The following is a 12,714-nucleotide window of genomic DNA, read 5'->3' on the forward strand; positions in this document are numbered from 1 at the left end:
GCCCTGGACCATTCGGATCTCGCCGGCCGCTGATCGGTAGGGCCGCGACCAGCCGATTCGGCAACGGGAGCGGCGGGCGTCACCATCGACGTCTCATCGGTGTTACGGAACCGCCCGCGAATTGGGACGGCCCGGCGACGTCACTGACGCGCACCTCCCGGCCGCGCTCGACCGCTCTTGACCGAGAGCAACCATGCGGCCCCCAGCGCCCCCGCGGCCGCCCCTCTCGTGCCCGGCACCGCGACCAGCGGCAACTGACCCCGGCCGTCGCATCACCGACAAGACCGCCGACCAGCCACAGTGGCATTGATCACGCTCAGTGACCACAAACCGGAGTCGATCCGTCACTTAAGAGTGAGCTATTTCGATAGCTCTCTCTTTTCGTTCGCGTTACGAAGTCATTGGAATACGCAACGTCGCGGATCTTGGGTATTGTCACGTCGCCCCCTGTCGCGGCGAACGGAGGAAGAACCGTGACTGAAACCGCTGATCGCGCGGCAAGTCAGGCCCTGCGGAACGATCTCGAAGACGTCTACGGCCGGTATGAAGAACTACGCTCCGGAGTGGACGAACTACAGCGCAGCCTCGCCACCATGCAGGTGAGCGCGGATTCCTCAGACGGCGCCGTCCGGGCGACCGTGAACGCCGACGGTGAGCTCATCGGGCTCCAGCTCGACCATCAGGCCTGCCGCGAGTGGAACGTCGAAACCCTGGCCCGGATCATCGTCGAGACGGTCCAGCACGCCTCAGCCGGCAAACACCGCCAGGTCGAGCGCCTGGTCACCACCCACCGCCCGCCGGACGATCCCGCCTGACCGGCCACCGCCCAGCGCCGCCCCTCCAGCGCCACCCCTGCGGCCCCACCCGCTCCAGCGCCGCCCTCAGCGGCCCCGCTGCTCCAGCACAGCCGCCCGCAGCGCCGCCGCTCCGATGCCGCTGCTCCGGCGCCGCCCGGTGAGGCCCGGCCACCCGGCCACGCCCCACCAGCACAAACCGTCCTAAATGGCCATATCCACGAAGCGGGACAGGTGCAGCTGCGCCGCCACCGTGATCGTGTCCGTCGGGCCGTTACGGTGCTTGGCCACGATGAAGTCGGCCTCGCCGGCGCGCGGTGACTCCTTGTCGTAGTAGTCGTCACGGTGCAGCAGGATCACCACGTCCGCGTCCTGCTCGATCGAGCCGGACTCACGCAGGTCGGACAGCTGGGGCCGCTTGTCGGTGCGCTGCTCGGGGCCACGGTTCAGCTGGCTCACCCCGATCACCGGGCACTCGATCTCCTTGGCCAGCAGCTTCAGACCACGGGAGAGCTCGGAGACCTCCTGCTGCCGGCTCTCGGTCTTCTTCGGCGAGGACATCAGCTGGAGATAGTCGATGACCAGCAGCTTCAGGTTGTGCCGCTGCTTGAGCCGGCGCGCCTTGGCCCGGATCTCCATGAGGTTCATGTTGGGGGTGTCGTCGACGAAGATCGGCGCCTCGCTGATCTCGCCCATCCGCCGGGCCAGCTTGGTCCAGTCGTCGTCGGAGAGCTGTCCCGAACGGAGGGTGTGCAGCGGCACGCGCGCCTCGGCGGAGAGCAGCCGCATCACCATCTCGATCTTGCTCATTTCCAGCGAGAAGATGGCGCTGGCGTGCCCGTGCCGGATCGCCGCGTTCCGGGCGAAGTCCATGCTCGCCGTCGACTTGCCCAGACCGGGCCGACCGGCCACGATGATCAACTGACCAGCGTGCAGGCCGTTGAGCAGGCGGTCCAGGTCGGCGAAGCCGGTCGGAACACCGCTCATCACGCCGCCCGAGGCGCCGACCGCCTCGATCTCGTCGAGCGTCGGCTGGAGCATGTCGCCGAGCGCCGCGAAGTCTTCGCTGACCCGTTTCTCGGTGACGTCGTAGATGGCCTGCTGGGCCAGGTCAACGATGTCGTCCACGTCGCGGCCGCCGTTGCCGCCGGCGCCATACCCCAGCTGCACGATCTTGGTGCCGGCCTCGACCACCCGGCGCAGGATCGCCCGTTCCGAGACGATCCGGGCGTAGTACGACGCGTTGGCCGCGGTCGGCACGCTCTCGATCAGCGTGTGCAGATAGGGCACGCCGCCGATCCGCTGCAGGTCCCCGCTGTCGGCCAGGGCGGCCGCGACGGTCAGCGCGTCGGCCGGCTCTCCCCGCCCGTACAGATTGAGAATGATGTCGTAGATGGTGGCGTGGACCGGGCGGTAGAAGTCGTTGGTCTTGAGGATCTCGACGACGTCGGCGATCGCGTCCTTGGAGAGCAGCATGCCGCCCAGCACGCCCTGCTCGGCGGCCACGTCCTGTGGCGGCGCCTTGTCGTACTGTCCGCCGTTCGGCGACTCGGACCGGCCGGAGCCGCCGTTTCGGGGTCCCCCGGACGGCTGAGATGAGGGACGAGGTTCCGGTCGTGCGTCGTCGGTGATCGACACCGGGACATCCCCCTTAGTTGGCCCTGCCACGATCATGATCGAACAGCCCTCGTACGACCTCTTCGGCCGATCTCGCTTCAAGTTCAGCCGGAGCGGTCGATCAGAGGGCGGGACCACTCTACGAACCCTGCTGCCACCAGCCCAACTGCCGCGGTGGACGAGTCTTGGGACAACCTGTGGACAGGACCCCCTCAGCTGTGGGCAAGCCTGTGCACACCATGTGGACAACTCTTGGGGAAAGAGTCTCAGCAGCACTTTTCTGGACGCGACCTGTGGAGGGCAGAAAAGCTGATAGATCTGGGAAAATACCGGGTCGGGTGAGCAAGCTGTCGCTGTGAGGCGTTGCGGTTCCGCCTTCGGCACGTCACCCTTTTCAGGTGGACCAACGGGAGTGGGACTACGGTGCCCGCATGTCGCGCGATCGGCGCGGTGCGGACCCTTGGCCCACCCGAGAGCCGGAGATCAACGAGTCAGAGCCCAGTTGGTCGGCTCTGACCGACACCGGCAGCATGACGCCGAGCCCCGAAGCACTCACCTGGCAGCGCCGCGCGGACGCGTGGGCGCAGCAGGGTGACCAGCAGGGCGACCTCGAGCCGTATTCCGGCGGTGGCGGCGGTCACGCCATCGAGCCGGCGAACCGCTGGTCCGACGTCGCCGCCACCGGCCGGCCCACGTTCCCGGCCGACGGCGCCGGCTGGCGCACCCAGACCTCGGAGTGGCGGGCCACCGGCGCACGCTGGCGGCAGACCACCGAGTGGCGCTCGTCCACCGGCTCGCACGTCTGGCGTTCCACCACCGAGGCGTGGCAGCCCGGCGACGACCCCGCCGACGCGCCGCCCGGCACCCCCGCCGCCGATCTGATCCGCCCGACCATCTCCGGCACCGCCTGGCCGACCCCGGCCCTGGAGTCCGGCTCCGGCCGCGACGGCAGCCGCGACCGGGAGAGCAGCCGGGACATCTCGTCCAGCTGGTCGGAGACCCCGTCCTGGCGCCGCGACGCGGACACCGGCCGGGCCGCGACCACCCCGGTCGAGCAGACCTGGAGCAGCTCGGGTTCCCAGACGCCGTCCTGGCAGCAGCCGCCCGCGCAGACGCCGTCGTGGCAGCAGCCGAGCCAGCAGACCCCGTCCTGGCAGCAGCCCGGCCAGACGCCGTCCTGGCAGCAGCCGTCGTCCCAGCAGCAGTCCGCGCCGTCCACGCCGTCGTGGCAGCAGCCGTCCCAGCAGCAGCCGCCGTCCACCCCGTCGTGGCAGCAGCCGTCCTCGCAGCAGCCGCCGTCCACGCCGTCCTGGCAGCGGTCCGGCGACTCGCGGCCGGCCACGCCGTCCTGGCAGCAGCCGTCCGACTCCCGGTCGTCGTCCGCCTCGGCGAGCGGCGCCTGGTCCACCGAGAGCGCCGCCGCGGCCCCGTCCTGGAGCGACAGCCGCCGTTCGCCCGGTGAGAACACCACCGACGTCGGCGGCTGGGAACGCCCCGACGGCCCCGGTTGGCAGACCGGTCCGCGCGACGACGGCCGGCACTTCGTCCGGGAGGACGACCGGGCCGCCTGGCGCCGTGGCACCGACCCGGAGTGGTCCACCCGGCGCGGCCGTCGGCGTGCGCCCGAGCCCGAGGGCCAGCCCTCCGGCGGCAGCGGCTGGTCCGGCACCTCGTCCGAGGACGACTGGGCCGACCACACCGACACCGGCAGCATGCAGCTCGGCCCGGGTGCGCAGTCCGGCGATCCGGGCGCGCCCGGCCCGTCCTGGGGCAGCCGGTCCGCCCGGCGCGGTTACCAGGCTGACCAGGCGAGTTATCCGGAGACCCCGCGCCGCGGTCTCGTTCCGGAGCAGCCCACCGGCTATGCCGCCGAGCAAAACGGTTATGCCGGGCAGAACGGCTATCCGGGGCAGCCCGCTCAGGATTCCGGCGCCGCTTACGGCGAGCGTGGCGGACAAACCCCTATTCGGTACGGCGTACGTCCGGAGTCCTCCACCCGTCTGTCCCGCCGCCCCGCGCCCGACGAGGCCCCGGCGCCCGGTGTCAGTGGCCGGATCCGGGACGACAGCGCCGCCGCCTCCGGTGGCCTGCCCCAGCGCCAGCGCGTCGACCAGAGCAGCCCGCGCATCGACCAGACCGGCTTCCCCGAGCGTCAGCGCGGTGAGCAGCGCGGTCTGCCCGGGCGGCAGCGCGGCGATCAGGATGGCCCGCGCGTCGACCAGAGCAGTCTGCGCATCGACCAGACCGGCTTCCCCGACCAGCAGCGCGGCGAGCCCGGCGGCATGCGCAGCGAGCCCGGCGGCATGCGCGGCGAGCAAGGCGGCTCACGCGGCGAGCAGAGCGGCATGCGCGGCGGCCCGGGCGGTCTGCCCGAACGCCAGCGCGGCCTGCCCGAGCAGCAGCGTGGCGAGGGCCGGGGTGGCGGCCAGCCGAAGCGCTACAACGCGAACCCGACGAACTGGCGCGAGGACACCTCGTCCTGGGACGCCGAGCAGGACACCAGCAGCTGGACCCGGGACCCGGACACCGGCCAGTGGAGCCGGGCCGAGGACGACCCGCGCGTGCTCGCCTGGCGTGCCGAGGCGGCCCGCCGTGACCAGCAGAAGCCGGGCGGCACCGTGGAGCCGCCGCAGGCCGAGCCGGCCAGTTGGGACGGTGGCGGCGGGCGACGCGGCCAGCGCGACGAGCCCACCGGCCCGGTCGGCGGGGTGCCCGGCGGCCCGCTGCCCGGCAACGCCATGCCCGGCCCGGCGCCGCGCAGTGCCATGCCCGCTCCGCGCAGCGCGATGCCCGGTCCGGCCGCGCCGCGCAGTGCGATGCCCGCCGGCGAGGGTGGCTGGTCGAACAGCGGTGCGATGCCCGGTCCGGCTACACCGCGCAGTGCCGTGCCGAACGGTGGCGGCACACCCTGGAACGGCGCTGACCAGCCCGATCCTTACGCTTCCGGCCGCTTCCGCGGCGAGGGGTATTCGCCGGACGGTGGTCAGCCGGGGCGGGGCGCTTCCGACCCGTACGGAAATGGCTTTGGCTCGGACAACGGCGCAGGCCGCCGCCGCGCGGCGGACCCGGAACCGGAAGGCTGGCCGGGCCGTCAGGCTCGCGGCGGTCCGGAGGACGACTACGCCACCGGTGGCTGGCGCCAGGGCCCGATGCCGCCCCGCCAGGGATCTCAGCGTGAGCTGCCCGCAGGACGCTCCGACGGCCGAGGCGAGCAGTCCGGCTACGCCGAGCCCGGTTATGGCGCTCAGCAGCCTCGTGAGCTGCCCGCCGGCCGTTCGCCGCGGCCCGAGACCGATCGCATTCCGCGCCAGTCGGCCTACGGCGCCCAGGAGCCGGCCGGCTGGGCCGAGCCCGACCGTGCCCCGCGTCGGTCCGGCTACGCCGACGCCGGTCAGAACGGCTACGGCGACCCGGAGCCCAACGGCTACGGCGGTCCCGAGCAGAACGGCTACGGCGGTCTCGCTCAGGGCGGCTACAACGGTGCGGGTCAGGGTGGTTACGGCGGCCCCGAGCCGGATCGCGGCAGCCGTGACCAGCGCCGATCCGGCGCACCCGGCTACGGCGGCCCGGAGCAGGACGGCCCGCGCCGCTCCGGTGCACCCGGCTACGGCAACCCCGAGCAGGACGGCCCGCGCCGCTCCAGTGCACCCGGCTACGGCGGCCCGGATCCGGAGGGTTCCGGCTGGTCCGACACCGGTCGTGGCGCCCGTCGAGCCGGCGCGCCCGGCTACGGCGGTCCCGAGCCTGACGGCTCGTCCTGGGGCGACCAGCGCCGGGTGAGCAGCGCCCGGGCGTTGCCGGCCGGCCCGACCCGGCGCGAGGAGCCGAACGGCTACGGCGTCGACCCGCGCAAACCTCCTTACGGCGCGCAGCGTGAGCTGCCGGCCGGCCCGTCGTCATGGTCCGACCAGGCCGGCGGACCGGAGATGCCCGGACCGGACGGCTTCGGGCTTCCGCGCCGTCGCGACGATCAGGACGAGCCACCGTACGGCGGCGGCCGTGGCTATGACGGCCGCGACGATCCGCCCTTCGGCGGTGGTGGCGGCCGTGGCCGCGACGATCGGCGGCCGCCAGGCTCGTGGAACGACGGCAGCGGCCCAGCACCCGGACGGAACGGCTCAGGGCAGGGCAGCGGCGGTTATCGCCGTGGCGCCGACCCGGATACCGGTTACAGCAACGGCGGCGCGCCGGACGGGGGCGGCTGGCGCGCCAACGCCGACAGCGACGCCCCCACCAACGGTGCAGCCTCGGGCGGCACCGCGCCTCGCGCCGAGCCCGGCGCGGACTGGCGTGCCGACCTCACCGGCAGCACCGCGGCACCGGTCTCCGGCGCCGCGGGGTACCGTGCCGCCGCCACGCCCGACACCGACTGGCGGTCCGGCCTCAACGGCGGCAGCGGGGTCACCACCAGCGCCGCGCCGGTCTCCGGCTACCGCGCCACCGCCACGCCCGGCAACGAGTGGCGCGCCGAGCTGAACGGCGGCGGCGCTGCCCCGGCCGCCCCGGCCCCGGCAGCACCCGGCGCCGACTGGCGCGCCGACCTGACCGCCGGCGCCACCGCGGTCGCCGCCATCCCTCCCGTGCCCGCCGCCGACTGGCGCGCCGATCTCACCGGCGGCCCGGCAGCCGGAACCGCTCCGGCCGCACCCGGCGCCGACTGGCGCGCCGACCTGACCGCCGGCGCCACCGCGGTCGCCGCCATCCCCCCGGTGCCTGCCGCCGACTGGCGCGCTGACCTCACGGCCGGCACCGCCGCCGCTCCCACCTCGGGTGCGGCCGGGTACCGCGCCACCGCCGGCGCCGACTGGCGGGCCGACATGAGCGCGGCGCCCACCTCCGGCGCCGCACCGGCCGCCGGCAGCACCGGGTACCGCGCGACCGGCGAAGCACCGGCCCCCGACGACTGGCGCCGCGAGCTGAGCGCCGAGGTCGGCGACGGCGAGGCGCAGCGCTTCAGCACCTCCAGCTTCCCGCCGTTCCGGCCGAACGGGTCAGCCGCGGTCGCCGGCAACGCCAACCTGGCGATGGGCGCCACCTCACTGATCGGCACGCCGCAGGCCGACGCCCCGGACGCCGACAACGTCTGGCCGCCGCGCCGCGGCGTGAGCAGCGCGCTGTTCGAGAGCACCGGCTCCTACGAGCGCCGCCCGGTCAGCAGCGGCGTGCTCTCCGGCAAGCAGAGTGACCTGCTCAACCCGGACGAGGACGAGGACGAGGAGAAATCCAGCAGCCCGCTGGCCGCGGTCGGCTACACCGTCGTCTGGTACGGCGTGCCCCTGGTCCTCTTCGTCCTCGGCATGTTCCTGCTCAACTCCGACCAGCGCACCAACGCCCTGAAGACCCTGGCCAGCGCCGCCCCGCAGTTCGGCATCTCGCTGGCGCTGAGCATCGTCGTCGCGTTCGGCCTGCGCTTCGCCACCACGGCGTGGAAGTCCGCCAGCGTCGGCCTGGCCGCCGCGGTCGTCGGCGGCGGCCTCGCCACCGTCCTGGCATCCGCCATCAGCGGCAACAGCCTCAGCTGAGGACCGCTTCTCCTCCGGGCCGCACTTTTCCCGTACGTTCATACGCCGTGACCCCGGACCCGCCCGTGTGGCTGCTCGACGTCGACGGCGTGCTGAACGCCTACCGCGCCGGCTGGTACTCCGCGCCCCGCGTCATCCAGGTCTACTCCACTGCGGACGCCTACGACTATCGGATCCGCTACGAGCCACGCCTGATCGACGCGATCGGCCGCCTGCACGTGACCGGCCGGGCCGAGGTGACCTGGTGCAGCACCTGGTGCAGCGACGCCCCCGCCCTGGAACAGGCGCTCGGCCTGCCGGAGTTGCCGCGCGCCTTCACCGAGCCGTTCACCGGCCTGGACGCTTCCCTGGCGAAGCTCGCCGCCGCCCAGCGGGTGATCGCCGCCGGTCGGCGCCTGATCTGGACCGACGACGTGGAGATCGACGTGCACGCCGACGTCTGCGCCCCGTGGGCGGCCACCGGCGGCGCCCTGCTGATCAGCCCGGACGCCGGCCGCGGTCTGCGCGCCCGCGATCTGCGCCGGATCGAACGGTTCCTGCACCAGCAGCCCTGACCCCGGAAGGCCGTGGGGCTCTCAGGGGTGTCTCCACGTCGTGGAGGCACCCCTGAGGACCAGCCATCGGCAGGGAGAAAGACGAAACGGCATGCCGGTGATCCGGCATGCCGTTCGCTGTGGTGCGGGGTGTTACTTGGCGGCGACCACGTTCACCGGGAACGTGGCGGTCACCTCGGGGTGCAGCTTGACCAGGACGTTGTACGAGCCCGTGGTCTTGATGTGACCCGGGAGCTCGAGACGACGACGGTCCAGCGCGGGGCCACCGGCGGTCTTCACCGCGGTGACGACCTCAGCCGGGGTGATCGAGCCGAACAGACGCCCGTCCTTGCCGGCCCGCGCGCTCAGCGCGACCTTGAGGCTGGACAGCTGGGTCTTGACCTCGTTCGCCTGGCCCAGGTCACGGATCTCGCGAGCCTCGCGGGCCCGCTTGATCACCACAACCTGCTTCTCGGCGCCCTTGGTCCACTGGATCGCAAAGCCCTGCGGAAGCAGGTAGTTGCGGCCGTAACCGTTCTTCACCTCGACGATGTCGCCGGGGGTGCCCAGGCCGGACACTTCCTGCGTGAGGATGATCTTCATTTGGGTGATCCTCCTCAGCGAGCCGTAGCCGTGTACGGCAGAAGCGCCATCTCGCGGGCGTTCTTAACCGCGCGGGCGATCTGTCGCTGCTGCTGCGAGGTCACACCGGTGACGCGGCGGGCACGAATCTTGCCGCGGTCCGAGATGAACTTCCGCAGGAGCGCGGTGTCCTTGTAGTCGATGTAGGTGATCCCGTCCTTGTCGAGCGGGTTCACCTTCTTCTTCGGCTTGCGAAGCGCCGCAGCCTTAGCCATAGCTCTTACTCCTGAACTCAAGAAACAAGAAAGCCCGAAGGCTTAGAAGGGAGGCTCGTCGTCGAACGAGGAGTTGCCGCCACCGCCGGAACGGTTGCTGGAGGCCGGAGCCGCCGATGCCCACGGGTCGTCGAAGTCGTTGCTCCGACCGCCGCCGCCACCGGACTGCTGGCCACCGCCACCGGGCTGCTGCCGGTTGCCACCGCCGCCACCGCCACCACCGGAGGCGCCGAAGCCACCCCCGCCGCCGCCGGAGCGACTCGCCTTCTGCACCTTCGCCGTGGCGTAGCGCAGAGACGGGCCGATCTCGTCGACCTCGAGCTCCATGACGGTGCGCTTCTCTCCCTCTTTGGTGTCGTACGAACGCTGGCGCAGCCGGCCCTGCACGATCACCCGAGCGCCGCGCTGCAGCGACTCGGAGACGTGCTCGGCGGCGTCACGCCAGACACTGCACGAGAGGAAGAGTGGCTCGCCGTCTTTCCATTCGCCCGACTGCCGGTCCAGAGTCCGCGGGGTGGAGGCGATGCGGAACGAACAGACCGCAGCACCCGAATTGGTGAAGCGCAGCTCAGGGTCGTTGACCAGGTTGCCAACAACCGTGATTACGGTTTCTCCAGCCATGAAACTTCTCCTCGCCGCTCAAGTCGTTGAGACAAAGGGTCTCAGGACCCTCTGACAAAAAACGACTCAGCGGGTCTCGGGACGGATGACCTTGGTCCGCAGAATGGACTCGTTGAGCTTGAGCTGACGGTCCAGCTCGACCACGGCCTCGGGCGTCGCCTGCAGATCGACGACCGCGTAGATGCCTTCAGCCTTCTTGTTGATCTCGAACGAGAGCCGGCGACGGCCCCAGACGTCGAGCTTCTCCACCGAGCCGCCGGCAGTCCTGATGACGTTCAGGTACTGGTCGAGCGACGGGGCTACGGTGCGCTCCTCGAGCGAAGGATCGAGGATCACCATGAGTTCGTAATGACGCAAGACATTCACCTCCTATGGGCTTTGCGGCCACGGTCTCTCCGTGGCAGGAGGTCTTGAGTCGCACGCAGCAGAAAGCCGTGGGAGAGAGAACGCCTCGAGAGGCACGCCCACGGCGGTTCAGACTGCGAACCGAGCCAGCATACCCACGAGGTGGCCTCCAGCCCAAAACGAAAGACCCCGTCCGTGGACGGGGTCTTTCGTCATGCAGAGCCGCGGGGCGTCCGGTCCGGTTCGTTGGGTGGGACCTGGGGAGGAACGACCACACCGATGAGGTGGACGCGGTCGCCCCGCGGAGCCTTATGAGCCGAAGCTTACGCCAGATTTGCCCGGGATGCACGTTGCGACACGATTGCCCGAATCGCGGCGGTAAGAACACCTAGCACACAAACGATCGCGGTCAGCCCGAGCAGCCCGATCGGCCGGGTGGTACGCAGCGGCTGCAGCGCGGCGACCGGTTCGGCCGCCGGAGCGGCGAGGGGACGGTCCGCTTCCGCGCCCGGCGAGTCCTCGAACCCCGGCACGACCGGGTCGGCGCTCGTCACACCGGTCACCGACGCGGGGTCGGCAGGCGCCATCGACGCACGGTCGCCCGGCGGCATTCCGGCGAACGCCGAGGCGGCGGTGTCCGCCGTACGCGAAGCCTTGCTCTTGATCTTGTGGGGTTGATCGTCGCGTGGCGTCGCGGTGGCCGCGCTCGTCGTGTCCCGCGCCGGGGTGGACGGGCGGTCGTCGTCAGGTACCCGCAGGCCGGCGCGGGTGGAGTCCGCCGAGGTACGGGTCGGCCGGGAGCGCGGTGGCCGGTCGGTCGGCCGCGCGGAGCCGGACACCGACGAGTTGCCGGACGAGCCGGTGCCCATCGACGACGTGCCGGCCGAGTCGGAATCGCCGGGAGCCGGGTTGGCCAGCGACGCCGCGGCCGACGGCACCGCGGTGACCAGCATCGGGACCGGGTCGTCGGCGCCCGTGCAGTCCGGGGTGAGCAGCACCGGAGTGGTACCGCGGCGGAACAGCACCTCGGCCGCGCCGTCGTCCGGAATGACACCCTTCGAGGCACCCGCCAATTCCAGCCGGGCGTCGTGACCGGTCCGGTTGACCACGTGCAGCGTGCTGTCCGCGGGCACCGTCAGCTTCTCGACACTGGGCTGGGAGCTGCAGGAGAGGCCGAGCACCCCCCCGCCGAAGGTCACCCGGCGATCGCCCGGTTCGAACTGGTCGGCGCTCGCCGTACCGGTGCTGAGCAGCGGCAAGCCGAGGAGCAGACCGCTGGCGACGAGTGCCGCCACCCGGTATCGGAACCGCCGCGCCATGCACTCTCCCCAGTTCGGCACCGGCCTCGACCGGCAAACGGTCAAACGTGATCGATGGGGCTAACGACGCGTAGCGGAGGCCGGTGACGCTCGGCGGAAAGTGTCGGACCGGCGTCGTAGGCTCGTGGCATGCGCATCGGAGCCCATGTCGACCCCACTGACCCGCTGGTCGAGGCCGCTGCTCGCGGCGCCGAGGCGGTGCAGTTCTTCCTCACCGACCCGCAGGGTTACAAGAGCCCGACACCGCGCGACGACGCGGCCGAGCTGCGGGCCTCCGAGGTGGACATCTACATCCACGCGCCCTACATCGTGAACGTCGCCTCGCCCAACAACCGGATCCGCATCCCGAGCCGCAAGCTGCTGCTGGCGCACGCCCGGGCCGCCGCCGAGCTCGGCGCGAAAGGTCTGATCGTGCACGGCGGGCACGTCGGCGCGGGCGCCGATCTCGACGCCGGGTTCGTCAATTGGCGAAAAGCTTTTGAGTACGCGGAGAAGGAGGGCGGCCTCCCCCTCCCGATCCTGATCGAGAACACCGCCGGTGGTGACAACGCGTGCGCCCGCCGTTTCGACGACCTGGCCCGGCTCTGGGACGCGGTCGGCTCGTTCGGCGCGGGCTTCTGCCTGGACACCTGCCACGCGTTCGCCGGCGGCGAAGACCTGCTGAACATCGTCGACCGAGTCAAGGCGATCACTGGCCGGATCGACCTGATCCACGCCAACGACTCCAAGGGCGGATTCGACTCGGGCCAGGACCGGCACGACAACCTGGGTAATGGGAAGATCGACCCCGAGTTGGTGGTCGCCGCCATCCGCGCCTCCGGGGCCCCGGCCATTGTGGAGACTCCGGGCGGGGTGGAAGGTCAGAGCGCTGATATCGCCCTGCTGCGGGAGCGGTCGGGCGCCTGACGAACGGGTCCGGGGAGGGTCATGTCCGAGCAGCCGCCATCGCTCTCGATCAGGTCCGCGGGTGACGGCGCGGAGGCGCCGACGCCACGGGAGCCGAAGAGGAAGCGGTTTTTCGGCATCCTCGGCCCCAAACGCCCCGCGGCAGTGGTCAAAGAGGACAGTTCGCCGGTCACTACCGACAAGTCGGATAAGCCCGGCGC

At 71.6% G+C, this 12,714-nt stretch carries 10 protein-coding genes; 4 read left to right on the forward strand and 6 right to left on the reverse strand.

The window, feature by feature from the left end; all coding sequences use genetic code 11:
* Nucleotides 1–473 precede the first annotated feature (473 nt).
* Nucleotides 474–815, forward strand: a complete 342-nt coding sequence (locus tag Apa02nite_RS13270; protein ID WP_203825282.1) for a YbaB/EbfC family nucleoid-associated protein — start codon at nucleotides 474–476, stop codon at nucleotides 813–815.
* Nucleotides 816–998: 183 nt separating this feature from the next.
* On the opposite strand, the gene dnaB is transcribed toward Apa02nite_RS13270, so the two are convergent.
* The gene (gene dnaB / locus Apa02nite_RS13275) at nucleotides 999–2,432 is read right to left on the reverse strand and encodes a replicative DNA helicase (protein ID WP_203825283.1); all 1,434 of its coding nucleotides are present in this window, start codon (nucleotides 2,430–2,432) and stop codon (nucleotides 999–1,001) included.
* A gap of 509 nt (nucleotides 2,433–2,941) precedes the next feature.
* Between dnaB and Apa02nite_RS13280 the strand changes: the two genes are divergently transcribed.
* Together Apa02nite_RS13280 and Apa02nite_RS13285 are read left to right on the forward strand one after the other, a co-directional pair.
* Nucleotides 2,942–7,933 carry a hypothetical protein gene (locus Apa02nite_RS13280; protein ID WP_203825284.1) on the forward strand — a complete coding sequence of 1,664 codons (4,992 nt, stop codon included), beginning with the start codon at nucleotides 2,942–2,944 and terminating at the stop codon, nucleotides 7,931–7,933.
* Between the two features lie 47 nt (nucleotides 7,934–7,980).
* Nucleotides 7,981–8,487, forward strand: a complete 507-nt coding sequence (locus tag Apa02nite_RS13285; protein ID WP_203825285.1) for a hypothetical protein — start codon at nucleotides 7,981–7,983, stop codon at nucleotides 8,485–8,487.
* A 132-nt stretch (nucleotides 8,488–8,619) separates the two neighbouring features.
* On the opposite strand, the gene rplI is transcribed toward Apa02nite_RS13285, so the two are convergent.
* The 5 genes from rplI to Apa02nite_RS13310 all read right to left on the reverse strand — a co-directional run bounded on the left by rplI (nucleotide 8,620) and on the right by Apa02nite_RS13310 (nucleotide 11,608).
* Nucleotides 8,620–9,069: a 50S ribosomal protein L9 gene (rplI, locus tag Apa02nite_RS13290; RefSeq protein ID WP_067702094.1), complete on the reverse strand. Its 450-nt coding sequence runs from the start codon at nucleotides 9,067–9,069 to the stop codon at nucleotides 8,620–8,622.
* A 14-nt stretch (nucleotides 9,070–9,083) separates the two neighbouring features.
* A complete protein-coding gene (rpsR, locus tag Apa02nite_RS13295; protein WP_007073789.1) occupies nucleotides 9,084–9,323 on the reverse strand; it encodes a 30S ribosomal protein S18 in 240 nt (79 codons plus the stop codon).
* 42 nt (nucleotides 9,324–9,365) lie between these two features.
* Nucleotides 9,366–9,944 (reverse strand): single-stranded DNA-binding protein, encoded by a 579-nt coding sequence (locus tag Apa02nite_RS13300; RefSeq protein WP_067702091.1) that lies wholly within the window; start codon nucleotides 9,942–9,944, stop codon nucleotides 9,366–9,368.
* A 66-nt stretch (nucleotides 9,945–10,010) separates the two neighbouring features.
* Nucleotides 10,011–10,301 carry a 30S ribosomal protein S6 gene (gene rpsF / locus Apa02nite_RS13305; RefSeq protein ID WP_067702088.1) on the reverse strand — a complete coding sequence of 97 codons (291 nt, stop codon included), beginning with the start codon at nucleotides 10,299–10,301 and terminating at the stop codon, nucleotides 10,011–10,013.
* Nucleotides 10,302–10,612: 311 nt separating this feature from the next.
* Nucleotides 10,613–11,608 carry a hypothetical protein gene (locus Apa02nite_RS13310; RefSeq protein WP_203825286.1) on the reverse strand — a complete coding sequence of 332 codons (996 nt, stop codon included), beginning with the start codon at nucleotides 11,606–11,608 and terminating at the stop codon, nucleotides 10,613–10,615.
* A 129-nt stretch (nucleotides 11,609–11,737) separates the two neighbouring features.
* Between Apa02nite_RS13310 and Apa02nite_RS13315 the strand changes: the two genes are divergently transcribed.
* Nucleotides 11,738–12,514: a deoxyribonuclease IV gene (locus Apa02nite_RS13315; protein ID WP_203825287.1), complete on the forward strand. Its 777-nt coding sequence runs from the start codon at nucleotides 11,738–11,740 to the stop codon at nucleotides 12,512–12,514.
* Nucleotides 12,515–12,714 lie beyond the last annotated feature (200 nt).

The sequence above is a fragment of the Actinoplanes palleronii genome (genome assembly GCF_016862315.1).
Lineage (GTDB): Bacteria > Actinomycetota > Actinomycetes > Mycobacteriales > Micromonosporaceae > Actinoplanes > Actinoplanes palleronii.